Source organism: Xylanimonas ulmi, assembly GCF_004216535.1.
Taxonomy (GTDB): domain Bacteria; phylum Actinomycetota; class Actinomycetes; order Actinomycetales; family Cellulomonadaceae; genus Xylanimonas; species Xylanimonas ulmi.
The window spans coordinates 1,867,809-1,891,066 of sequence record NZ_SGWX01000001.1 but is presented as its reverse complement, the minus strand read 5'-3'; the positions used below and the strand labels follow the sequence as shown (position 1 = coordinate 1,891,066).

21 protein-coding genes are annotated in these 23,258 nt (G+C 72.2%); 15 read left to right on the top strand and 6 right to left on the bottom strand.

The genetic code is table 11. The annotated features are described in order from the left end of the window. Positions 1–84: 84 nt before the first annotated feature. The 3 genes from EV386_RS08710 (at position 85) to clpX (ending at position 2,883) form a co-directional block, all read left to right on the top strand. On the top strand, positions 85–699 hold the full coding sequence (locus EV386_RS08710) for an ATP-dependent Clp protease proteolytic subunit (RefSeq protein ID WP_130416847.1): 615 nt from the start codon (positions 85–87) through the stop codon (positions 697–699). A 19-nt stretch (positions 700–718) separates the two neighbouring features. Continuing rightward, positions 719–1,426, top strand: a complete 708-nt coding sequence (locus EV386_RS08705; protein WP_130414156.1) for an ATP-dependent Clp protease proteolytic subunit — start codon at positions 719–721, stop codon at positions 1,424–1,426. Positions 1,427–1,602: 176 nt separating this feature from the next. Continuing rightward, the gene (clpX, locus tag EV386_RS08700; RefSeq protein WP_130414154.1) at positions 1,603–2,883 is read left to right on the top strand and encodes an ATP-dependent Clp protease ATP-binding subunit ClpX; all 1,281 of its coding nucleotides are present in this window, start codon (positions 1,603–1,605) and stop codon (positions 2,881–2,883) included. A gap of 114 nt (positions 2,884–2,997) precedes the next feature. On the opposite strand, the gene EV386_RS08695 is transcribed toward clpX, so the two are convergent. Further along, positions 2,998–4,794, bottom strand: coding sequence for an AMP-dependent synthetase/ligase (locus EV386_RS08695; RefSeq protein ID WP_130414152.1), 1,797 nt, complete (start codon positions 4,792–4,794; stop codon positions 2,998–3,000). Between the two features lie 124 nt (positions 4,795–4,918). Between EV386_RS08695 and EV386_RS08690 the strand changes: the two genes are divergently transcribed. Next, a complete protein-coding gene (locus tag EV386_RS08690) occupies positions 4,919–5,248 on the top strand; it encodes a chorismate mutase (protein ID WP_130416846.1) in 330 nt (109 codons plus the stop codon). 115 nt (positions 5,249–5,363) lie between these two features. Beyond that, positions 5,364–6,626, top strand: a complete 1,263-nt coding sequence (locus tag EV386_RS08685; RefSeq protein ID WP_130414150.1) for a baeRF2 domain-containing protein — start codon at positions 5,364–5,366, stop codon at positions 6,624–6,626. 93 nt (positions 6,627–6,719) lie between these two features. Here EV386_RS08685 and valS read toward each other — a convergent pair whose 3' ends face one another. Next, the gene (gene valS / locus EV386_RS08680) at positions 6,720–9,467 is read right to left on the bottom strand and encodes a valine--tRNA ligase (RefSeq protein WP_130414148.1); all 2,748 of its coding nucleotides are present in this window, start codon (positions 9,465–9,467) and stop codon (positions 6,720–6,722) included. Between the two features lie 201 nt (positions 9,468–9,668). On the opposite strand from valS, the gene EV386_RS08675 reads away from it, so the two are divergent. From EV386_RS08675 to cofE, 5 genes are read left to right on the top strand one after another with little or no spacing between them, the layout of a single operon-like run. After that, entirely contained in the window at positions 9,669–10,472 is an 804-nt protein-coding gene (locus EV386_RS08675; RefSeq protein WP_130414146.1) for an amino acid ABC transporter substrate-binding protein, read from the top strand. Positions 10,473–10,504: 32 nt separating this feature from the next. After that, positions 10,505–11,158 carry an amino acid ABC transporter permease gene (locus EV386_RS08670; protein ID WP_130414144.1) on the top strand — a complete coding sequence of 218 codons (654 nt, stop codon included), beginning with the start codon at positions 10,505–10,507 and terminating at the stop codon, positions 11,156–11,158. Beyond that, a complete protein-coding gene (locus tag EV386_RS08665; RefSeq protein ID WP_130414142.1) occupies positions 11,151–11,930 on the top strand; it encodes an amino acid ABC transporter ATP-binding protein in 780 nt (259 codons plus the stop codon). The genes EV386_RS08670 and EV386_RS08665 overlap by 8 nt, the downstream gene beginning before the upstream one ends. A 49-nt stretch (positions 11,931–11,979) precedes the next feature. Next, complete coding sequence (locus EV386_RS08660; protein WP_130414140.1) at positions 11,980–12,984, top strand: TIGR03557 family F420-dependent LLM class oxidoreductase; 1,005 nt, start codon at positions 11,980–11,982, stop codon at positions 12,982–12,984. Then, positions 12,981–13,769 carry a coenzyme F420-0:L-glutamate ligase gene (cofE, locus tag EV386_RS08655; protein WP_130414138.1) on the top strand — a complete coding sequence of 263 codons (789 nt, stop codon included), beginning with the start codon at positions 12,981–12,983 and terminating at the stop codon, positions 13,767–13,769. The genes EV386_RS08660 and cofE overlap by 4 nt, the downstream gene beginning before the upstream one ends. A 23-nt stretch (positions 13,770–13,792) precedes the next feature. Here the strand turns inward: cofE and EV386_RS08650 are convergent, their stop codons facing one another. Both EV386_RS08650 and EV386_RS08645 read right to left on the bottom strand, forming a co-directional pair. Further along, entirely contained in the window at positions 13,793–14,476 is a 684-nt protein-coding gene (locus EV386_RS08650; protein ID WP_130414136.1) for an SIMPL domain-containing protein, read from the bottom strand. A gap of 134 nt (positions 14,477–14,610) precedes the next feature. Continuing rightward, positions 14,611–14,880, bottom strand: coding sequence for a hypothetical protein (locus EV386_RS08645; protein ID WP_130414134.1), 270 nt, complete (start codon positions 14,878–14,880; stop codon positions 14,611–14,613). Positions 14,881–15,076: 196 nt separating this feature from the next. Here EV386_RS08645 and EV386_RS08640 point away from each other — a divergent pair, with 196 nt between their 5' ends. After that, positions 15,077–15,544, top strand: coding sequence for a nitroreductase/quinone reductase family protein (locus EV386_RS08640; protein WP_130414132.1), 468 nt, complete (start codon positions 15,077–15,079; stop codon positions 15,542–15,544). Here EV386_RS08640 and EV386_RS08635 read toward each other — a convergent pair. Beyond that, entirely contained in the window at positions 15,531–16,667 is a 1,137-nt protein-coding gene (locus tag EV386_RS08635; RefSeq protein WP_130414130.1) for a glutathione S-transferase family protein, read from the bottom strand. The genes EV386_RS08640 and EV386_RS08635 overlap by 14 nt on opposite strands. Before the next feature lie 22 nt (positions 16,668–16,689). Further along, positions 16,690–17,280 carry an HhH-GPD-type base excision DNA repair protein gene (locus tag EV386_RS08630; RefSeq protein ID WP_130414128.1) on the bottom strand — a complete coding sequence of 197 codons (591 nt, stop codon included), beginning with the start codon at positions 17,278–17,280 and terminating at the stop codon, positions 16,690–16,692. 149 nt (positions 17,281–17,429) lie between these two features. Between EV386_RS08630 and EV386_RS08625 the strand changes: the two genes are divergently transcribed. The 4 genes from EV386_RS08625 (at position 17,430) to ileS (ending at position 23,239) form a co-directional block, all read left to right on the top strand. Then, the gene (locus EV386_RS08625) at positions 17,430–18,119 is read left to right on the top strand and encodes a DsbA family protein (protein WP_165399880.1); all 690 of its coding nucleotides are present in this window, start codon (positions 17,430–17,432) and stop codon (positions 18,117–18,119) included. Between the two features lie 77 nt (positions 18,120–18,196). Beyond that, positions 18,197–18,658, top strand: a complete 462-nt coding sequence (locus tag EV386_RS08620; RefSeq protein ID WP_130414124.1) for a PNPOx family protein — start codon at positions 18,197–18,199, stop codon at positions 18,656–18,658. 21 nt (positions 18,659–18,679) lie between these two features. Then, positions 18,680–19,465 (top strand): SDR family oxidoreductase, encoded by a 786-nt coding sequence (locus tag EV386_RS08615; protein WP_130414122.1) that lies wholly within the window; start codon positions 18,680–18,682, stop codon positions 19,463–19,465. Between the two features lie 345 nt (positions 19,466–19,810). Beyond that, the gene (gene ileS, locus EV386_RS08610) at positions 19,811–23,239 is read left to right on the top strand and encodes an isoleucine--tRNA ligase (RefSeq protein WP_130414120.1); all 3,429 of its coding nucleotides are present in this window, start codon (positions 19,811–19,813) and stop codon (positions 23,237–23,239) included. Positions 23,240–23,258: the final 19 nt, after the last annotated feature.

Sequence of the window (23,258 nt, the reverse complement as noted above, 5' to 3'; positions counted from 1 at the left end):
GCACGTTAGGGTCGAGCGACACCGATCGCTAAGGAGACGGACGTGAACGACAGGCTGCGGATGGACAGCACCGGACCAGTGCCTATGAACCCCGTGGCTCGCGCCGACGGACCGAGTCTTGGTCTCAACGACTCCATCTACAACCGGCTCCTCAAGGAGCGCATCATCTGGCTCGGCTCGGAGGTTCGCGACGAGAACGCCAACGCGATCTGCGCGCAGATGATGCTGCTGGCCGCTGAGGACCCCGACAAGGACATCTGGCTGTACATCAACAGCCCTGGCGGGTCGATCACCGCCGGCATGGCGATCTACGACACCATGCAGTTCATCCAGCCCGACGTCGCCACCGTGGCGATGGGCATGGCCGCCTCGATGGGGCAGTTCCTGCTCTCCTCGGGCGCCAAGGGCAAGCGCTACGCGACGCCGCACGCCCGGGTCATGATGCACCAGCCCTCGGGCGGCATCGGTGGCACCGCGACTGACGTGCGCATCAACGCGCAGCTCATCATGCACATGAAGCAGGTGCTCGCCGACCTGACGGCGCAGCAGACGGGCAAGCCGCTCGAGCAGATCCTCAAGGACAACGACCGCGACTCCTGGTTCACCGCGCAGGAGGCCCTGGAGTACGGGTTCATCGACCACGTGGTCGAGAACGCGGCGCTCGCGGGCGGCGGCGGCATGCAGACGAGCGCGAGCTGACGGCGGCGAGGAGACAACGATGAGCCACATGACCCCTGAGCAGTTCGCCACCACGGCCGGCCGCCTGGCCGGCGACTACGCCCGACCGGGCGGGATCGCGCTGTCGCCGTCGTCGCGGTACGTCCTGCCGCAGTTCGAGGAGCGCACCGCCTACGGCTTCAAGCGCCAGGACCCGTACACCAAGTTGTTCGAGGACCGCATCATCTTCCTCGGTGTGCAGGTCGACGACGCCTCGGCCGACGACGTCATGGCCCAGCTGCTGGTCCTGGAGTCCCAGGACCCGGACCGCGACATCATGATGTACATCAACAGCCCCGGTGGGTCGTTCACCGCGATGACGGCGCTGTACGACACGATGCAGTACATCAAGCCGCAGATCCAGACGGTGTGCCTCGGCCAGGCGGCCTCGGCCGCCGCGGTGCTGCTGGCCGCGGGCCAGCACGGCAAGCGCTACGCCCTGCCCAACGCCCGCGTGCTCATCCACCAGCCGGCGATGGAGGGCGGCGGCTACGCCCAGGCCTCCGACATCGAGATTCACGCCAACGAGCTCATCCGCATGCGCGAGTGGCTCGAGGAGACGCTGGCGCACCACTCGGGCCGCACGGCCGAGCAGGTCAAGGAGGACATCGAGCGCGACAAGATCCTCACGGCCGCCCAGGCCAAGGACTACGGGCTCGTCGACCTGGTGCTCGAGTCGCGCAAGCCGGCCCCGGTCGTCGCCCGCTGAGGCGTCATCCGGTGGTTGAGCCTGTCGAAACCACCCCCAACGGGGCCAAATCGACAGCCTCAACCACCGGGCGCTCCTCAGTCCGCTGGCGACGCACCGGGGAAGTCGGCTGACAAGGCCGGTGCGGTGGTGTGGAATGGGCTGCAGACCTACTCGCGTGAGGAAGGGGGCGCCCCGTGCCACGGATCGGTGACGGAGCTGACCTGCTGAAGTGCTCGTTCTGCGGCAAGTCTCAGAAGCAGGTCAAGAAGCTGATCGCGGGCCCAGGCGTCTATATCTGCGACGAGTGCATCGACCTGTGCAACGAGATCATCGAGGAGGAGCTCAGCGAGCAGGCCGAGCTCGGGATGACCGAGCTGCCCAAGCCGCGGGAGATCTTCGAGTTCCTCGAGCAGTACATCATCGGCCAGGACGGCGCCAAGCGGGCGCTGGCCGTCGCCGTCTACAACCACTACAAGCGCATCCAGGCGAGCGACCAGGCGCGTGCAGGCGCCGGTGACGAGTCCATCGAGATCGCCAAGTCGAACATCCTGCTCATCGGCCCCACCGGCACGGGCAAGACATATCTCGCGCAGACGCTCGCCAAGATGCTCAACGTCCCGTTCGCGATCGCGGACGCCACGGCCCTGACCGAGGCGGGCTACGTGGGCGAGGACGTCGAGAACATCCTCCTCAAGCTCATCCAGGCCGCTGACTATGACGTCAAGAAGGCCGAGACGGGCATCATCTACATCGACGAGGTCGACAAGGTCGCGCGCAAGGCCGACAACCCGTCGATCACGCGCGACGTCTCGGGCGAGGGCGTCCAGCAGGCGCTGCTGAAGATCATCGAGGGCACGACGGCGTCGGTGCCGCCCCAGGGTGGGCGCAAGCATCCGCACCAGGAGTTCATCCAGATCGACACCACCAACGTGTTGTTCATCGTGGCCGGCGCCTTCGCGGGGCTTGACGACATCGTCGCGGCCCGCGCGCGCAAGCGTGGCATCGGGTTCGGCGCCCCGATGGAGTCCAACGCGGACGAGGACCTGTTCGCCGAGGTGCGGCCCGAGGACCTGCAGAAGTACGGCCTCATCCCCGAGTTCATCGGACGCCTGCCGGTGATCGCGTCGGTCTCGCCGCTCGATCGCGGCGCCCTGGTGCGCATCCTCACCGAGCCGCGCAACGCCCTGGTCAAGCAGTACCAGCGCATGTTCCAGATCGACGGCGTCGAGCTGGAGTTCGACGACGAGGCGATCGAGGCCGTGGCCGAGCAGGCGTTGCTGCGTGGCACGGGCGCCCGCGGCCTGCGCGCGATCATGGAGGAGGTGCTCCAGCAGGTCATGTTCGACGTCCCCAGCCGGGACGACGTCGAGCGCGTGGTCATCACACGCGAGGTCGTGCTGGAGAACGTCAACCCGACGCTGGTGCCGCGCGCGACGCCGGTGCGCACGCGCACCCCCCGCGAGAAGTCGGCCTGAGCGCGATAGCGGCTTGAGCGCGACGGCGGCATGACCGCCGCCGCGAGGGCATGACGCCGCCGCGAGGCGGCCGCCCGGATGCCGGAGGGCCGCCTCACCTGCGGTCGCGGGTGGTCAGTTGTACAGGGCGTCGATCGTGGACTCGAAGTCCTTGAGGACCAGTGCGCGCTTGACCTTGAGCGACGGGGTCAGGTAGCCGTTGGCCTCGGTGAAGTCGTGCTCCAGGACATGGATCTTGCGGATCGACTCGGCGCGCGAGACCGCCTCGTTGGCGCGGTGCACCGCCCGGTCGAGTGCGGCCAGCACGTCGGGGTGTGTGCGCGCCTGGGACAGGGGCATGTTCTCCAGGCCGTGGGTCGCGAGCCAGCCGGGCAGCATCTCGGCGTCGAGCGTCACGAGCGCGCCGATGAACGGGCGCTGGTCGCCGACGACGACGACCTGCGAGACCAGCGGGTGCGAGCGCAGCCGGTCCTCGAGCAGCGCGGGGGCCACGTTCTTGCCGCCCGCGGTGACGATGATCTCCTTCTTGCGGCCTGTGATGCGCAGGCGGCCCTCGCTGTCGAGCGTGCCGAGGTCGCCGGTGTGGAACCAGCCGTCCCGCAGCGCCTCGGCCGTCAACTCGGGCTGGTTGTGATAGCCGCGGAAGATGGACGCGCCCTTGAGCAGGATCTCGCCGTCGTCGTCGATCTTGACGCTCAGGCCGGGCAGCGCCGGGCCGACGGTGCCGATGGCGACCGAGCGCGGCAGGTTGACCGCGGCGGGCGCCGTCGTCTCGGTCAGGCCGTAGCCCTCGAGCACGGTCACCCCGACGCCGCGGAAGAAGTGCCCCAGGCGCTCACCGAGCGGGGCGCCGCCCGAGACGGCGTGGACGACGTTCCCGCCCATCGCGTCACGCAGCTTGCCGAGCACGAGGCGGTCGGCGAGCTGGTGCTGGGCGCGCAGCGCCGCCGGGACGCGGCCGGAGTCCTGGGCGCGCGAGGTCGCGATGGCCGTGCGCACGGCCCAGTAGAAGATCTGGCGCTTGAGCTTGGAGGCCGACGCCTTCTGCTCGGCCGAGTTGTAGACCTTCTCGAAGACGCGCGGGACGGCGAGCAGGAACGTGGGCTTGAACGAGCCGAGGTCGGCGACGAGGTTCTTGACGTCGGGCGCGTGGCCCAGCACGGTGTCCGCGGACAGGACCGCCACTTGGATCAGGCGGGCGAACACGTGCGCGAGCGGAAGGAACAGCAGCGTGCGGGCGCCGTCCCAGTCGATGACCTCGGGCAGCGCCTCGGCGGCGTTGCGCGAGACGTGCGCGAAGTTGGCGTGCGTGAGCTCGGCGCCCTTGGGGCGTCCGGTCGAGCCCGAGGTGTAGATGATGGTCGCCAGGTCGGAGGCGACGACGGCGTCGCGTCGGGCGGTGACCGTCTCGAGCGGGACCTCGGCGCCCGCCGTGCGCAGCGTCTCGATGGCGTCCGCGTCGATGATCGAGACCTTCTCCAGCACGGGCAGGCGGTCGCGGACGACGTCGACGATGCCCGCGTGCGCGACCGTCTCGACGAACGCGAAGCGCACGCCCGCGTCGGACAGGATCCACTCGACCTGGTCAGGCGCCGAGGTCTCGTAGACCGGAACCGGCACGCCGCCGACGGCCCAGATCGCGAAGTCGAGCAGCGTCCACTCGTAGCGCGTGCGCGACATGATCGCGACGCGGTCACCGACCTCGACGCCATGCGCGACCAGGCCACGGGCGACGGCGAGCACCTCGGCGTCGAACTGGTTGGCGCTCACGGGCACCCAGGGCGCCGACGGCGTCTCGCGACGCTCGAGCAGCGTGCGGTCGCCCGAGCGTGCCACACGGTCGGCGAGCAGCGTGTTGATGCTGGTCGACTCCGGGATGTCCACGAGGGCCGGGGTCGTCGCGAGGTTCACGGTTCTTGGTCTCCTCTGTCTGGGTCCCGGCGGGTTGCCGGGGGGCGTTGTGACGCTACACGCCCATCGCGGTCCTGCCGCTGACCGATGCCCGTTTAGGATCGCTCCTGTGACGGAACCGGCGATGCCCGAAGAGATCCTGGGCCTCAGGCGCAGTATCGACAACATTGACGCAGCCCTGGTGCATCTGCTAGCCGAGAGGTTCAAGATGACGCAGCGTGTCGGTGAGCTCAAGGCCGTGGGCGGTCTGCCGCCGGCCGACCCCTCGCGGGATCAGCAGCAGATCGCGCGGCTGACCGACATCGCGACGCAGGCGGGCCTCGACCCCGCGTTCGCCGAGGCGTTCCGCGCGTTCGTGGTCGCTGAGGTGATCCGTCACCACGAGCTCATCGCGGCCGAGTACGCCGCCGGTCAGCGTCAGGGCGAAGTGCCGCCGCTGGACACGTTCGCTTGAAGGGGCTAGGCAGCCTCGCTCCGTTCGGGCGCGTCGCGCGCCCTGGCGGTGGCGGTCTGCCGCCGGGCGTCGCACCCTAGGGGGACAGCCGAGACCAGGAGGCGCGAACGCTGCTATGAAGACCGACTGGATCAAGCCCCTCATCGGCCGCCCTGGGCCGTTCGCGACGGTGTATCTCGACGCGACGCGCTCGGCCGAGGCCGGGGACAAAGACGTCGTGGGACGGTGGAAGGGCGTGCGCCGCACGCTCGCACAGCAAGGTGCGCCGCCGAGCGTGCTCGACGCCGTCGAGGACGCGGCGTTGCGGCCCACCCGCAAGCCGGGTGCGCACGGGCGCGTGATCATCGCCGACGCCGGGGGTGTGCTGGTCGACAAGGCGCTGCGCACGGCCCCGACCGTGGCCACGGGGGTCTGGCACGCCGTCCCGGCGCTGCTGCAGGCCGCCTTCGCGGCCGATGAGGAGGTCGTCGCGCTCAAGGTCGCCGTGGACCGGACGGGCGCGGACCTGCGGCTCGTGGGCGCCCGCTGCTGGGACGCCGCGCGCACCTTCGAGGCCCCGCACGACGACGTCTCCAAGGCTGCGCCCGGCGGTTCGTCGCGTGGTGGGGGCACGGGCGGCGGGGGCGCCGGCGGGGGAGACCGCGGCGGCTCGTCGGCGGCCGAGGCGCGTGCGGAGGACTCCTTGGCGCGCAACGCCGAGGCCATCGCGCGCGAGGTGGACCGAACGGTGCACGAGGAGCGGCCTGAGATCGTGCTGCTGTTCGGTGACGCGCGCACCGTGCGCGCGGTCCGGGCGGCGCTCACGCGTCCGGTCGCACAGTTGACCGTCGAGGTCGCTGGGGGCGGGCGCGGAGCCGGGGTGCGTGAGGGCGCGTTCCTCGAGAACCTGGAGGACGCCCTGGACTCGTTCCGTGAGCGGCGCCGCGAGCAGGTGCTCTCTGAGCTGCGCGAGGGCCAGGGCCGCGAGCAGGGCGCCGTGACGGGTCTCGACGACGTCGTCGCCGTGCTCTCCCGCGGTCAGGTCAAGGCCCTGGTGCTGAGCGAGGACGTCGGGTATGACGGCGCGCTCATCGCCGGAGCCGACGGCGCGCGCGGGCCCTTGAGCGGCCGCACGCTGTGGATCGGGCCCGACGCGATGGCGGTCGCCTCCTCGAAGGCGACGCTCGCCGACGCGGGGTACACCGACGGCGTCGAGGAGTTGCCGGCGGCCATCGCGCTGGTGCGGGCGGCCGTGGGGCAGGACGCCGTGCTCACGATCGCGCCCGAGGGCGCGGTCGACCTCATCGACGGCGTCGGCGCCACGCTGCGCTGGCACGACGGCGCGACGCCGCACGAGGTCGCCGCGACCATGAGCCGGGACTCAGGTCTGTTGCGCTGAGCGCGGCTGGTTTCGACGGGCTCAACCACCGGGTGGGTGGGTTCGACGGGCTCAACCGCCCGCTGCGGTGGTTGAGCCCGTCGAAACCCCCGCTCAGGCGCGCGGCGTCTTGGCCGGCGGCTCGCCCAGCTCGCTGGCGAGCACCACGATGCCGCCCTGCACGTCGGGGTCGCCCTGCCCCTCGCCTGCGGCGACAAGCTCCAGCACGCCCTCGACGCGTCCGGCGCCGCGCACATCGACTCGGGCGGACTCGACGCCCGGCAGCGCGGCGGCCGGGACCGCGAGCGTCGCCGCCAGGAGCGGGGTGCGCATCGAGACCTTGGCCTCGGACTTGACCTTGCGCAGCGCGGCCAGCGCGTTGCCCGCGGCCGCGAGCTGCGCCGGGTCGGCGTCGCCCGCGGCGGCGCGCAGCCCGTCGGCGACGGGCCACGGGGCGCGGTGCACCGAGCCCTCACGCCACCACGACCAGACCTCCTCGGTCGCGAACGGCAGCACGGGCGCGAGCAGGCGCAGCATGGTGTCGAGCGCGATCGCCAGGGCGGTGCGCGCCGACGTCGTTTCGGCCGAGACGTCCGCGGCGGCGGCGCCCGCTCCGTAGGCGCGGTCCTTGACCAGTTCGAGGTAGTCGTCGCAGAAGGTCCAGAAGAACGTCTCGGTGGTCTCCAGCGCGCGCGTGTGGTCGTACGCGTCGAGCGCCTCGGTTGCCGTCTCGACCACGGCCGCGAGGCCCGCGAGCATCGCCCGGTCGAGTTCGACGGTCACGAGTGACGGGTCGAGCACCACCTGCGAGCCGCCGAACGACAGCGCGAACTTCGAGGCGTTGAGCACCTTGATGGCCAGGCGGCGGCCGATCTTCATCTGGCCCTCGTCGAACGCCGCGTCGGTGCCCAGCCGCGCCGAGGCGGCCCAGTAGCGCACGGCGTCCGAGCCGTGCTGCTGCAGCAGCCCCATGGGCGTGACCACGTTGCCCTTGGACTTGGACATCTTCTTGCGGTCGGGGTCGAGGATCCAGCCGCTGATGGCCGCGTTGGCCCACGGCAGTCCGCCCTGCTCCAGGTGGGAGCGCACCACGGTGGAGAACAGCCAGGTGCGGATGATGTCCTGGCCCTGCGGGCGCAGGTCCATCGGGTAGACGCGCGCGAACAGGTCGGCGTCGCGCTCCCAGCCGGAGACGATGAGCGGCGTGAGCGACGACGTCGCCCACGTGTCCATGACGTCGGCGTCGCCGACGAACCCGCCCGGCAAGCCGCGCTGCTCCTCGCGGTAGCCGGCCGGGGCCTGCGACGTCGGGTCGACGGGCAGCGCGGCCTCGTCGGGGACGATCGGGTGCTCGTAGTCCACGTCGCCCGAGGCGAGCACGGGGTACCACAGTGGGATCGCCACGCCGAAGAAGCGCTGGCGGCTGATGAGCCAGTCGCCGTTGAGGCCGTTGACCCAGTTCTCGTAGCGCACGCGCATGAAGTCGGGGTGGAAGTCGAGCTCCTTGCCGCGCCCGAGCAGCTCGGTCTTGAGGTCGCCGCCGCCGCCCTCGCGCGTGAAGTCGCGCCCGCCGTTGCGGATGTACCACTGGCGGCTCGTGACGATCTCGAGCGGCTTGTCGCCCTTCTCGAAGAAGTTGGTCTTGCGCTGCGTGGCGGTCGGCTCGCCCTCCAGGTCGCCGCTTTCGCGCAGCGCGTCGACGACGGCGGTGCGCGCCGAGAACGTCGTCTTGCCCGCCAGGCCCTCGGCGTACAGCGCGGCGCCCGGGCCGCCTGTGAGCCACTCGGGCGTCTCGCGGGCCAGGCGCCCGTCGCGCTGGATGACCGAGCGCGTGGGCAGTTGCAGCTCACGCCACCACTGCACGTCGGTCAGGTCGCCGAAGGTGCAGCACATGGCGATGCCGGCGCCCTTGTCGGGCTCGGCGGCCGGGTGGGCCAACACGGGCACCTCGACGCCGAACAGCGGCGAGGTCACTGTCGTTCCGAACAGCGCCTGGTACCGCTCGTCGTCGGGGTGGGCGATGAGCGCGACCACCGCGGGGATGAGCTCGGGGCGCGTGGTCTCGATCAGGACCCGCTCGCCGTCGGGGCGGTGGAAGGCGACCTTGTGGAAGTGGCCGGGGTAGTCGCGCGCTTCGAGCTCCGCCTGGGCGACCGCCGTCTGGAAGGTCACGTCCCACAGGCCAGGCGCCTCGGCCTGGTATGCCTCGCCGCGCGCGAGGTTGCGCAGGAACGCCCGCTGAGCGGCGCCGCGCGAGACAGGGTCGATGGTCTGGTACGTCTGCGCCCAGTCGACCGACAGGCCGAGGTAGCGCCACAGGTCCTCGAACTGCTTCTCGTCCTGCGCGGTGAGGCGCTCGCACAGCTCGATGAAGTTGCGGCGCGAGACGGGCACCTGGTCGGCGGCCTTGACGGCCTTGCCCTCGGTGCCCTCGTGCGGCGGGGTGAAGTCGGGGTCGTAGGGCAGCGAGAGGTCGACGCGCACGCCGTAGTAGTTCTGCACGCGGCGCTCGGTCGGCAGGCCGTTGTCGTCCCAGCCCATGGGGTAGAACACCTCGCGCCCGCGCATGCGCTGGTAGCGCGCGACGACGTCGGTGTGCGTGTAGCTGAACACGTGGCCCACGTGCAGTGAGCCGGAGGCGGTGGGCGGGGGAGTGTCGATCGAGTAGACCTGCTCGCGCGTGGCGCCGCGGTCGAACGCGTAGGTGCCTTCGGCGCTCCAGCGGGCGTCGAACTTGGTCTCCAGGCCGTCGAGCGAGACCTTGTCGGGTACCTCCCGTACCACCGCGCGGACGACGTCGCCCTGCGCGCCGGCGGCGGCTGCTGGGGTCGTGGCGGGGGCGGTGGTCGGGAAGTCACTCATGGTCCGTCATTGTCCCAGACGCGCAGACGTCCCACGTCCCACGTCCCGCGTCCGCCGCCGCTCCCTGCGGCGCACTTCAGGCGTCCTCGCTCGATCGATAGAGAGCATCGATGGGTCACATTTGCCAAGGCGATTGATTCGGGCGCACAGTAGGCGTCGGCCCGAACCGGGCCTCTCGTCGAACTCCCAGGAGCGTCACCCATGCGCCGCACCCGCGCCCTGCCCGCCCTCGCCGCCGTCACCCTCGCTCTGGCGCTCGGAGCGTGCGGCGCGTCCGACGACGGCGCGGCCGACGGCGCCGGCGCCGACCTCGGCCTGGTCACCGGCGGCACGCTGACGGTGGCCACCGAGGGCACCTACCGTCCGTTCAGCTACCACGAGGACGGCTCGGGCGAGCTGGTCGGCTACGACGTCGACGTCGCCCGCGCCGTCGCGGACGAGCTCGGCCTCGACGTGCGGTTCCAGGAGACGCAGTGGGACGCGATCTTCGCGGGCCTGGACGCGGGCCGCTTCGACACCATCGCCAACCAGGTCTCGATCACGCCCGACCGCCAGGCCAAGTACCTGTTCAGCGCGCCGTACACGGTCTCGACCGGCGTCGTCGTCGTCAAGGACGGCGACAGCTCGATCCACAGCTTCGACGACCTCGCGGGCAAGACCACCGCGCAGTCGCTGACGAGCAACTGGTACCAGCTCGCCCAGGACTCGGGCGCGCAGGTGCAGCCCGTCGAGGGCTGGGCGCAGGCCGTGGCGCTGCTGGAGCAGGGCCGAGTGGACGCGACCATCAACGACTCGCTGACCTACCTCGACTACGTCAACGAGCACGGACCCTCGGGCCTCGCGGTCGCCGCCCACACCGAGGACACCTCGCGCAGCGCCCTGGTCTTCACCCAGCGCCACGACGCGCTCGCCGCGGCGGTCGACGACGCGCTCGCGAAGCTCGCCGCCGACGGAACCCTGGCCGAGCTGAGCCAGAGGTACTTCGGTGAGGATGTGTCGAAGTGACCCCTCGCCGCGTCGCCGACGGGCGGTAGGCGATGGACTGGGACCTGTTCTCCACCTCGTTCTGGCCGATCCTGCGCGAGGGCCTGCGCGGCACCATCCCGCTGGCGCTCGTCTCGTTCGCCATCGGGCTCGTGATCGCGCTCGGTGTCGCCCTGCTGCGGCTGTCGACCCACCGCGCGCTGTCGTGGCTCGGGCGGGCGTACGTGTCGGTCATCCGCGGCACGCCGCTGCTCGTGCAACTCTTCGTGATCTTCTACGGCATGCCGTCGGTCGGCATCGTCATCGACCCGTGGCCCAGCGCCGTGATCGCGTTCTCGCTCAACGTGGGCGGGTACGCGGCCGAGGTGATCCGCGCGGCGATCCTGTCGGTGCCCGTGGGTCAGTGGGAGGCCGCGTACACGATCGGCATGCCTCGCGCGACGACGCTGCGCCGCGTGGTGCTGCCCCAGGCGGCCCGCGTGTCGGTCCCGCCGCTGTCCAACACGTTCATCTCGCTCGTCAAGGACACCTCGCTGGCCTCGCTCATCCTGGTCACCGAGGCGTTCCGCCAGGCGCAGAACATCGCGGCGTTCTCCAGCGAGTTCATGCTGCTGTACGTCGAGGCGGCCATCGTCTACTGGCTGATGTGCACCGCGCTGTCGATCGGGCAGGACCGGTTGGAGAGGAGGTTGGAGCGCTATGTCTGAGGCATCCCCGTCCGGCGGTCCGCTGCTGCGCGCCCGCGGCGTGCGCAAGGCGTTCGGCGACCACGAGGTGCTGCGCGGCGTCGACCTGGAGGTGCGCCGCGGGCAGGTCGTCGCGCTCATCGGCCCCTCCGGCTCCGGCAAGACGACGCTGCTGCGCTCCCTCAACGGGCTGGAGACGCCGTCGGCCGGAACGCTCGAGCTCGACGGCGGGCCGAGGATCGACTTCGCGCGCCCCGTGCCCAAGGCGCAGCGGCTCGCGCTGCGGGACCGCTCGGCGATGGTGTTCCAGCACCACAACCTGTTCCCGCACATGACCGTGCTGCAGAACGTGGTCGAGGGGCCCGTGCAGGTGCGCCGCGTGCCGCGCGCGCAGGCCCGCGAGCGCGCGCTCGCGCTGCTCGACCGCGTCGGGCTGGCCGACAAGCGCGACGCCTACCCGCGCCAGCTGTCGGGCGGGCAGCAGCAGCGCGTCGGCATCGTGCGCGCGCTGGCGCTCGGCCCCGACCTGCTGCTGTTCGACGAGCCCACCTCGGCCCTCGACCCCGAGCTGGTGGGCGAGGTCCTGGGGGTCATGAAGGAGCTCGCCGAGGAGGGCTGGACGATGGTCGTGGTGACCCACGAGCTCTCGTTCGCCCGCGCCGTGGCCGACGAGGTGCTGTTCCTCGACGGCGGCGTCGTGCTCGAACGCGGCGCCCCGCACGAGTTGTTCGGCAACCCGCGCCAGGAGCGCACCCGCCAGTTCCTGCGCCGCATCCTCAACCCCCTGGACTGACTCCTGCCCCTGCGTGGAGGAGTGTTCGGGACGTCCTAGGGTGGCGGGTATGGGTTCTGATCTCACCATCGGGTATGCCGCCATGCTCGAGCAGTTCCATCCCTCCGAGGTCGTCGAACTGTCGGCCTACGCCGAGCAGCACGGATTCTCGGGCGTCATGGCCGCCGACCACTACCAGCCGTGGGTGCCGCAACAGGGGCAGGCCGCGTTCGTCTGGAACGTGCTGACCGCGCTGGGCGAGCGCACGCGCGGCGACCTCGGCCCCGGCGTGACCGCCCCCACCTTCCGCTGGCACCCGGCCATGGTCGCCCAGGCCAGCGCGACCCTCGCGGCGATGTACCCGGGCCGGCACTGGCTCGGTCTCGGCTCGGGCGAGGCGCTCAACGAGCACGTCGTGGGCGGGTACTGGCCCGAGGCGCCCGAGCGGATCAACCGCATGTTCGAGGCCATCGAGATCATCACCAAGCTCTTCCGCTCGGGCGTCGAGGGCAAGGACGTCAAGCACGCCGGGAAGTACTTCACGCTTGAGTCGACGCGGCTGTGGACCATGCCGCCGGTCGCGCCCGAGATCCTCGTGGCGACCGCGGGGCCCGTCACCGCCAAGCGCACCGGCCGGCACGCCGACGGCATCATCACCGTGGGCGCCCCGCTGGAGAAGATCGAGATGCTGTTCGGCAAGTTCGCCGAGGGCGCCCGCGAGGCGGGCCGCGACCCCGAGACGATGCCCAAGGTGCTGCAGGTGCACATGTCGTGGGCGCCGACCGACGAGGAGGCGCTGGCGAACGCGATGACCGAGTGGCCCAACGGTGGGATGAAGTTCCCCAAGGCCGACATCCGCTCGCCGCACGACTTCGCGCAGATGGCCAAGCTGGTGCGCCCGGAGGACTTCGAGGGCCGCATGGTCATCAGCGCCGACCCCGACGCACACCGCGCGGCCATCCAGAGGTACCTCGACCTCGGCTTCGACCGGGTGTACCTGCACAACGTGGGACGCAACCAGCGCGAGTGGATCGAGGTCTTCGGCCGCGACGTGCTGCCGAAGCTGCACCGGTGAGCGCGCGCCTGACCGTCTGGGCGCCCGACGGCATGGGCGAGGTCCGCCCCGGCGACGACCTCGCGACGCTCGTCGGGGACCTGCTCGACGCCGAGGGGCTCACCGAGGCCGACGTCGTCGTCGTGACGTCCAAGGTGGTCTCCAAGGCCGAGGGGCGGGTGGTCGCCGCGGACGACCGCGAGCAGGCCATCACCGACGAGACGGTGCGCGTCGTCGCCACCCGGGCGCGCCCGGGAGCCGCGCCGCTGCGCATCGTCGAGAACCGGCTGGGCCTGGTCATGGCGGCGGCCGGCGTGGACGCGTCGAACACCCCGGCGGGGACGGTGCTGCTGCTCCCGGTCGACCCCGACGCGTCGGCCCGCGCGCTGCGCGAGGCGCTGCGCGCACGGTTCGGGATCGACCGGCTCGGCGTCGTCGTGACCGACACGGCCGGGCGCGCCTGGCGTGACGGGCTCGTCGACATCGCCATCGGCGCCGCGGGCGTCGCCGTCGTCGACGACCTGCGCGGCGGCGTCGACGCGCACGGGCGGCCGCTGAGCGTGACGGTCACCGCCGTCGTCGACGAGATCGCGGCCGCCTCGGAGCTGGTGCGCGGGAAGGCCGCAGGCCGCCCCGTCGCGGTGGTGCGCGGCCTCGGACGCCACGTGCCGAGCGGGTGGTCGAATGACGGCGGCGCGCGCCGCCTGGTGCGCGGCGGCCCCGACGACCTGTTCCGCGAGGGCGTGGCCGAGGCGTACGCGCGCGGGCACGCCGACGGCGTCGCGGGCCTGACCCCGCGCCCCTGAGCCCCTGACCCTGCCGAGGCGGGCTACCGGACGGTGTCGAGCTCGGCCGTGAGGTCGACCGTGACGTCGATGTCGTGCGGGCGCAGGTCGAATCCGCCCACCTCCAGCGCGGCGGCCTTGGCGAGGATGCGTGGGGAGGGGCCGACGTCCTGGACGCCGAGCCCGGGGTGCAGCCCGGCCTCGTAGAGCGCGACGAGGCTGACCGCCCCCAGGTCGAGGGCGCCCGCGTAGTCGGCGCCCCGGGCGACCGCGTCGCGCGCGGCCTCGACGCGCACCTCGCGCACCAGCGCCTCGCGCGTGGCGTCGGTCAGCGTCCAGTCGACGCGCTGCACGTCGACGTCGTCGAGCAGGGCGGCGTGGGCCACGAGGTCGCTGAGCGCGTCGAGTCGCGTGAAGGTGACATGGAGGTCGCCGCCCGCGCGGTAGCGCGTGATCTGCTCCTGCTGGCCCGGCGCGCCGCCGCGGTCGGCGGGCAGCGGCGCCCAGTCGGTGAACGCCCACGCCTGCACGTCGGGCGCGGTCCACCCGGTGGCGGCGCCGTCGTCGACATGACGACGGGCGAGCGCGACGACGGCGGCGTGCGCGCGCTGGGCGGCCTGCATGACGGTGGCGCGGGAGTCACCGACGACGTTGACGGACAGGTGGACGGCTCCGCGCTCTGGCGCGACGCTGCGCGTGGCGGAGCCGTGGACGGCGAGACGGACCATACGGCCATCTTCGGGCCGCTGAGGGGATCAGGCCCGCCGAGCGGCGGGCTTCGGTCCGACAAGGCGCCGCCAGCGCCAGCCATGGCGCCCAGCGCAGCGCCAGCCATGGCGCCGAGCGCGCCCGGGCCGCCGCGTCAGACCGGGAACCAGGCCGGGGCGTTGTTGCCGCGCCCGCACACGGGGTCGACATCCCGACCGGCGGCCTGGCGCGCGAGCGCCTGCCGGTGGTGGCCGGGGCAGCCGAACACGGTGCGTCCGCAGCAGGACGTCACCGCGCGCACGGACACCTCACCCTCGCACGGACGGTCAGAGTGCGCGGCGAACGAGCACCCGAGGACCAGGCGGTAGCCCACGAGCGCCTCGAACTGCCGCGCCAGGGTGGGGTCGAAGCGTTCTGGTCTCATGGCGGGCACGGTAACGACGCGGTCGGCGCGTACGGCGAGGTGTATCGATTGCTGGCATTCGGCGGCGCCGTGAATCAGTTCTTGACAACGATCGCGCGCGCCGCCACACCTGGTCGCAGGCCCCTTGCCACGCGGTCCTGCGGCCCACGTGGGCAGGTCCATTGCACTGCGGGCGCCGCCGTGAGGGGATGGGGCCATGAGCATGGACGATCAGCCCGAGGTGGTCGCGCCGACACGGTTCGCCGCGGGGTTCAACCGGGTCGCCCTGGGGCTGACCCGGCACGGCGTGAGTCTGCTCGGCAGCCGTGTGTTGGAGGTGCGCGGACGCGTCTCGGGCCGCCCACGCGAGACCGTCGTCAACCTCATGCGGCTCGACGGCGCCACGTTCCTCGTCGCGCCGCGCGGCGTGACGCAGTGGGTGCGCAACGTGCGGGCGCTGCCCGACGGCTCCGTGGCCACCCGCCTGGGCCGCCGTCGCCAGGAGTGGGCTGCGACCGAGGTGACCGATCCGGCCCAGGCCGTGCCCGTGCTGCGCCACTACCTGCGCCGCTGGGCGTGGGAGGTCGGCGCGTTCTTCCCACCGGGAGTCTCGGCGACGTCCTCGGACGCCGAGCTCGCGGCGCTGGTCGGGCGCAAGCCGGTGTTCCGGCTCACGCCCCGCTGACATCGGCGCGCGCCAGCGGGTTGTGCCCGGCGGCCACACGCTCGGCGGCGGGCGGGGGACCGGGAGGCGTCCCGCCGCCCCACGGATCGTCGCCCAGGGGTTCGCGGCCGTGCGGCTCCAGCCAGCCGTCGAGCTCCGGTCCGAGCGGCACGACGCCCGAGGGGTTGATGTCGCGGTGCACCACGTAGTAGTGCCGCTTGATCTGCTCGAAGTCGACGGTGTCGCCGAAGCCGGGGGTCTGGAACAGGTCGCGCGCGTACGCCCACAGGTGCGGCATCTCGACGAGCTTGGCGCGGTTGCACTTGAAGTGCCCGTGGTAGACGGGGTCGAACCGCACGAGTGTGGTGAACAGCCGCACGTCGGCCTCGGTGATCCGCTCGCCCAGGAGGAACCGGCGCGTGGCCAGACGCTCCTCCAACCGGTCGAGCGCGTCGAACAGGCGCCGGTAGGCGGCCGCGTAGGCGTCCTGAGAGCCCGCGAAGCCCGCGCGGTACACGCCGTTGTTGACCTCGGTGTAGACCCACCGCATGAGGTCGTCGAGCTCGGCGCGCGCGGCGGCGTCGTCGGGCAGGAGGCGAGGGGCGCCCGCGCGGTGGTGCTCGGTCCACTGGGTCGACAGGTCGAGCGTGATCTGCGCGAAGTCGTTGGTCGCGACCGCGCCGTCGCGCGTGTCGACGATCGCGGGCACCGTGATGCCGCGCGGGTAGCCGGGCTGGCGGCGGAAGTAGGCCTCCTGGAGGCGCTCGACTCCGAGCACCGGGTCCCTGCCGCCCGGGTCGAGGTCGAACGTCCAGCTGCGCGCGTCGTGCGTCGGCCCCGGCAGGCCCAGGCTGATGACGTCCTCAAGGCCCAGCAGCCGCCGCACGATGATCGCGCGGTTGGCCCAGGGGCACGCCCGCGCGGCGATCAGGCGGTAGCGGCCCGGCTCGACGGGGTAGGTGTCGGACGCCGGGTCGTGCCCGCCGTCGGGCGCCCCGCCGCCGCGGGTGATGCGGGTGGTGAGGTAGCGCGAGTCGCGCACGAACTCCTGACCCGGGACGCTGTAGGTCCCCGCGGCGGCGTGCTCGGGCCGTTCGGCGGCGCTGGCTGGTTCAGGGCGGGCGGTCTGCTCCGGGCTGCTCACGGGCCCGAGCGTAGACGCGGCGTCAGCGCGCCGCTTTGGCGGCGGCCTTCGCCGCCCGTTTGAACGCGCGCACCTGGGCCAGCGACTCGGCGCTCGTGACGTCGGCGATCGAGCGGAACGAGCCCTCGTCGCCGTAGTGCCCCGCGGCCTCACGCCAGCCCGCGGGGCGCACGCCGCGCTGCTTGCCCAGCAGCGCGAGGAAGATGCGCGCCTTCTGGTCGCCGAACCCGGGCAGCGCGTGCAGGCGCGCGACCACCTCGGCGCCCGTGGGCGCCTCACCGCTGGCGCCTGGGTCGGTCCACAGGCGCGTCACATCACCGTCGTAGGCGTCGACGACGGCGCGGGCGAGGGCCTGCACCCGCCTCGCCATCGAGCGGCCGTAGCGGTGGATGGCCGGGGCGGTGGTGGCGAGCGCGACGAACGCGTCCGGGTCGGCGTCCGCGACGGCGTGCGGGTCGAGCGTGCCGAGGCGGTCGAGGATCTTGCGCGGCCCCGCGAACGCGTGCTCCATCGGGTACTGCTGGTCCAGCAGCATCCCGACCAGGAGCGCGAACGGGTCGTCGGTCAGGAGCCGGTCGGTCGCGGCGTCACCGGTGAGCCAGAGCGCGGTCATCTCGCCATTGTGGCCCCGCCGCGCGGGCGCCGGGCGGCGAAGCGCGCCTGTCCGGGGTGCCTGGGCCGTCACAGGCCGTGACGTGCGGCGGCGCGTCACGCACGGTAGATGTGGATCCTCGCCGAGGGGGACCGAGACCAGGAGGTACTGTGCGCCCGATCGTCAAGAGGCTCGCCGCGTTCGTCGGACTGACAGCCGTGCTCGCCCTGTCCGCATGCTCCGCCGACGACGGGGAGCCCCAGGACCCCGCGGGGACGTCCGCGACCCACGCTGCCCTCGACCCGGCCATCGGCATCACGGTCGACGGCGACGGCGCCGCCGTGGCGCCGTCCGACGACGCGCAGGTCGTCGTCGAGGTCTTCTCCGACTTCCTGTGCCCTTTCTGCAAGGAGTTCGAGGCCGAGAACTCCCAGGCGCTGCTCGACCTCGCGGGCGACGACCGGTTCGACGTGCGCTGGCGCCCCGTCGCGTGGCTGGACCGGCACTCCGCCGGGACCGAGTTCTCGACTCGGTCGGCCGCGCTGCTGCTGCACGTCGCGCAGGAGAGCCCTGAGCACTTCTGGGACGCGCTGGAGGCGATCATGCAGGTGCAGGCCGACGGGCCGCGCCTGACCGACGCCGAGCTGGCCGACGTCGCCGCCTCGGTGGGCGTCGAGACCGACGCCGTCGCCGCGATCACCGACTCCGACCTGCGTGCCCAGGTGCTCGCCTTCTCCAACGCCGCCTCGCAGCTCCAAGTGCGGCACGTGCCGTGGATCGTGATCGACGGCGAGCAGTGGGACCCGTCGGCCGACGGCGCCGGGACGCTCTTCGACGCCGCGCACGCCGCCCTGGGATAAGCCCGCACGCGACGCGCACGCGCTGATCAGCGACTTGTCGGCGTGCGTGCGTGGGTGGGTGCGGGCAGAGTGGGGGCATGGCCGTCAACCCCCGCATCGCCCCGCTGATCAAGCTCGTGAACCCGCAGATGGTGAAGTTCGCGAAGCGGGTGCCCCCGTGGGCCACGATCACGCATGTCGGTCGAGTCTCCCAGCGCACGTTCACCACGCCGGTGGTCGCGTTCGCCGCGCGCGAGCCCCTCGACCTGTCGGTGACCGCGGCGCCCGGCCTGCCGGTCGAGACCAAGGGCACGCGTGACATCCTCGTCGCGATCCCGATGCCGTGGGGCCAGGACACCGACTGGGCGCAGAACGTGCTGGCCGCGGGCCGCTTCGACCTGACGCGCAAGGGCGTCACGTACTCGGTCGCCGAGCCGCACGTGGTCGACGCGGACGAGGCCGCGCGCGTGGGCGTCAAGGCCGCGGCCGCGACCCGTCTGCTCGGCGTCGGCACGTTCATGGTCGGCACGCTGCGCAAGACGACGCTGCCCGACCTGTAGGCGCGTCGTTAGCATGCGCTCATGAGCTCCACCGCGCCTGAGTCCGCCGCCCCCGCCGCCCGCCGCGTCCTGGTGACCGGGGCCTCCTCCGGGATCGGCGCCGCGACGGCGCAGCGGCTGGCTGCCGACGGCTGGTCGGTCGTCGCCGCCGCGCGGCGCGCCGACCGGCTCGCGGCGCTCGGTGAGGGCGTCGAGGCGTACGCGCTCGACGTCACCGATGACGACGCCGTCGCCGCGCTGGCCGCGCACCTGGAGGCGACGGGTGGGCTCGACGCCGTCGTCAACAACGCGGGCGGCGCCCTCGGGCTCGACCGCGTCGAGGACGCCGACCTGGACCAGTGGCGGCACATGTACGACGTCAACGTGCTGGGCGCCCTGCGCGTCACGCGCGCCGTGCTGCCGCTGCTGCGCGCGTCGGCCGCCGTCACGGGCGGCTCCGACGTCGTCGTGGTGACCTCGACCGCCGCGTACGCCACCTACGAGGGCGGCGCCGGGTACACCGCCGCCAAGCACGCCGAGCGCGTGTTCGCCACCACGCTGCGCTGGGAGCTGGCCGGCGAGCCGCTGCGCGTGGTCCAGATCGCTCCCGGCGCCGTGGCCACCGAGGAGTTCTCGCTCGTGCGGTTCGACGGGGACGCAGCGCGCGCGGCCGCGGTGTACGAGGGCTACCAGCCGCTGGTCGCCGACGACATCGCCGACGCGATCGCCTGGACGCTGTCGCGGCCCGCGTACGTGAGCGTCGACGAGCTGGTCATCCGCCCGCGCGCGCAGGCCAACAACTGGAAGACGGTCAAGACCGGGGTGTGACCGATCGGGCGTGTCGCGAAGACGCCGCGCGCGTGCTCGGCGCCTCGGCCGGTACGATGACCGCCACAGGCGTCGATCCGGCCATCACCGGGGAGCCTCCGGAAGAACGGCGCCGCTCCTGAGCGGCGCTCACTAGAACCGGACGGGTGGGCCCGTCACAGCCTCGAACGAGCGGTCGCCCCGGCGCCGAGCGCACCCTGGTGGTGTGCCGGGTCCGGGACGGCAAGCGGGGTGGTACCGCGGCGCGCTCCCGCCGACCAGGTGGGCGGGCGTCGTCCTCGCAGTGCCGACGCCTCCCGGCGCCGGCATGTCCCGCCACCCCAGATCGTTCGAGGAGCACGTTCCATGGTCTATCCGTTGCACCGGGCGCCCGGGGTCTCGACAGGCTCGACCGCCGCGCAGGGCGCGGCGCCCGGCGCCGCGTTCGGCCTCCCCGCCTCCCCGGACCTGCCCGCGCTCGAGCGCGAGGTGCTCGACTACTGGGCGGCTGATGACACGTTCCGGGCCTCGGTCGAGAAGAACCCCGCCGGTGAGCAGGGCGGCAACGAGTTCGTCTTCTACGACGGACCCCCCTTCGCCAACGGCCTGCCGCACTACGGCCACCTGCTGACCGGCTACGTCAAGGACGTGGTGCCGCGCTACCAGACGATGCGCGGCAAGCGCGTCGAGCGCCGCTTCGGCTGGGACACCCACGGGCTGCCCGCCGAGCTGGAGGCCATGAGCCAGCTCGGCATCAAGACCAAGGACGAGATCCTCGAGCTCGGCGTCGAGAAGTTCAACGCCGCGTGCCGCGAGAGCGTGCTCAAGTACACGGGCGAGTGGCGCGACTACGTCACCCGCCAGGCGCGCTGGGTCGACTTCGACCACGACTACAAGACCCTCAACCTCACGTACATGGAGTCCGTGATCTGGGGCTTCAAGCAGCTGTGGGACAAGGGCCTGGTGTACGAGGGCTTCCGCGTGCTGCCCTACTGCTGGAACGACCAGACGCCGCTGTCCAACCACGAGCTGCGCATGGACGACGACGTCTACCAGGTCCGTCAGGACCCGTCGGTCACCGTGGGCTTCCGCGTCACGGCGCCCGCCCCGGGGCAGGAGGCCGTGCGCGAGGGCGACCTGCTCGTCATCTGGACGACGACGCCGTGGACGCTGCCGTCGAACCTGCTGATCATGGTCGGACCCGACGTCGAGTACGTCGTGGTCGAGTCCTCGTTCACCGGCACGCCGCAGCGGTATGTGCTGGCCGCCGAGCGCGTCGCCGCCTACGCGCGCGAGCTGACCGACGAGGGCCAGGAGGCGCCCACCGTCGTCGGGCGGCTGACCGGCGCGCAGCTCGCCGGGACCGCCTACCAGCCGCCGTTCTCCTACTACACCGGACACCGCAACGCCCACCGCGTCGTCGAGGCCGACTTCGTCACGACCACCGACGGCACGGGCCTGGTCCACAACGCCTCGGCCTTCGGTGAGGACGACAAGGTCGTCGCCGACCGCGAGGGCATCGAGCCCGTCATCCCCGTGGGCGCCGACGGCCGGTTCACGTTCCCGGTCATCGACTACGAGGGCCTGCAGGTCTTCGACGCCAACGCGCTGATCATCGACCACCTCAAGGCGCGCACCCGCACGCCCCTGGCGGTCGAGTCCGTCGAGACCGCGGGCGGCGACGCGATCGGAGCGACCACGCCCGGCACGGTGCTGCTGCGGCGTGAGCAGCACGCGCACTCCTACCCGCACTGCTGGCGCTGCCGCCAGCCGCTCATCTACATGGGCGTCAGCTCGTGGTTCGTCGAGGTGACCAAGATCAAGGAGCGCATGCTCGCGCTCAACGAGGAGATCGCCTGGACCCCCGACCACATCCAGCAGGGCATCTTCGGCAAGTGGCTCGAGAACGCCCGTGACTGGTCGATCACCCGCAACCGGTTCTGGGGCTCGCCCGTGCCGGTGTGGAAGTCGGACGACGCGCGCTTCCCTCGTGTCGACGTCTACGGCTCGCTCGCCGAGCTGCAGGCCGACTTCGGCGTCGAGGTCACCGACCTGCACCGCCCGTACATCGACCGGCTCACGCGCCCCAACCCCGATGACCCGTCGGGGCAGTCGACCATGCGCCGCGTCGAGGACGTCATGGACGTCTGGGTCGACTCGGGCTCGATGCCGTACGCGCAGGTGCACTACCCGTTCGAGAACGCCGAGTGGTTCGAGCACCACTACCCGGGCGACTTCATCGTCGAGTACATCGGCCAGACGCGCGGCTGGTTCTACACCCTGCACGTGCTCGCCACCGCGATCATGGACCGCCCCGCGTTCAAGTCGGCGGTCTCGCACGGCATCGTGCTGGGCTCGGACGGGCGCAAGATGTCCAAGTCGCTGCGCAACTACCCCGACGTCAACGAGGTCTTCGACCGTGACGGCTCGGACGCCATGCGCTGGTTCCTCATGGCCTCACCCGTGGTGCGCGGCGGCAACCTCGTGGTCACCGAGGAGGGCATCCGCGACGCCGTCCGCCAGGTGCTGCTGCCGCTGTGGAGCACGTACTACTTCTTCACGCTGTACGCCAACAACGCCAAGGCGCTGGGCGGCGGCGAGGGCTACCGGGCCACGCCCGTGGGCGCCGAGCGCGTGGCGGACCTGCCCGCGATCGACCGCTACATCCTCGCCAAGACGCGCGACCTGGTCGCGCAGACGACGGGGCAGCTCGACGCCTACGACATCGCCGGCGCCTGCGAGTCGGTGCGCGTCTACCTCGACGTGCTGACCAACTGGTACGTGCGCACCCAGCGCGACCGGTTCTGGTCGGAGGACGCCGACGCGTTCGACACCCTCTACACGGTGCTCGAGGTGCTGTGCCGGGTCATGGCGCCGCTCGCGCCGTTGCTGACCGAGGAGATCTGGCGCGGACTGACGGGCGGACGCTCGGTGCACCTGGCCGACTGGCCCACCTCGGTGGTCGCGCCGACCTCGGTGGTTGAGCCGACCTCGGTGGTTGAGCCGACCTCGGTGGTTGAGCCGACCTCGGTGGTTGAGCCTGTCGAAACCACTCGGGACGACGCGCTCGTCGCCGCGATGGACGAGGTCCGCGCCGTCGTCTCGACGTCGCTCGGCCTGCGCAAGGCGAACAAGCTGCGCGTGCGCCAACCGCTGGCGCGCCTGACGGTCGCAGTCGAGGACCCGCAGGCGCTCGCCGACTACGCGCCGCTGCTGCGCACCGAGCTCAACGTCAAGGACGTCGAACTGCTGACGCTCGACGCGGGCACCGCCGAGCGCTTCGGCATCGTCGAGCGGCTCGCGGTCAACGCGCGCGCGGCGGGCCCGCGCCTGGGCCGCGGCGTGCAGGCGGTCATCAAGGCGTCCAAGGCGGGCGCCTGGACGCGTGACGCCGGCGCCGTGGTGGTCACGACCGACGACGGCGAGGTGGCGCTGCTGGAGAGCGAGTACACGCTGCAGACGGTCGTCGAGCCGGTCGCGACCGCGGGCGGCGAGGCGGCGCAGCTGGCGGCGGCCGTGCTGCCGGGCGGCGGGTTCGCGGTGCTCGACCTGGCCCTGACGGCCGAGCTCGAGGCCGAGGGCTACGCCCGCGACGTCGTGCGCGACGTGCAGGACGCGCGCAAGGCCGCCGGCCTGGAGGTCGCCGACCGCATCACGTTGGCGCTGACGGTTCCGGCCGACCGTGTCGCGGCGGTCGAGGCGCACCGAGATCTGGTGATGGCCGAGACGCTGTCGGTGTCGCTCGCCGTCACGCCCGCCGACGGCGACCGGACGGTGCGGGTCGCCAAGGCCTGACGGGTCAGGGGGTCTCGAC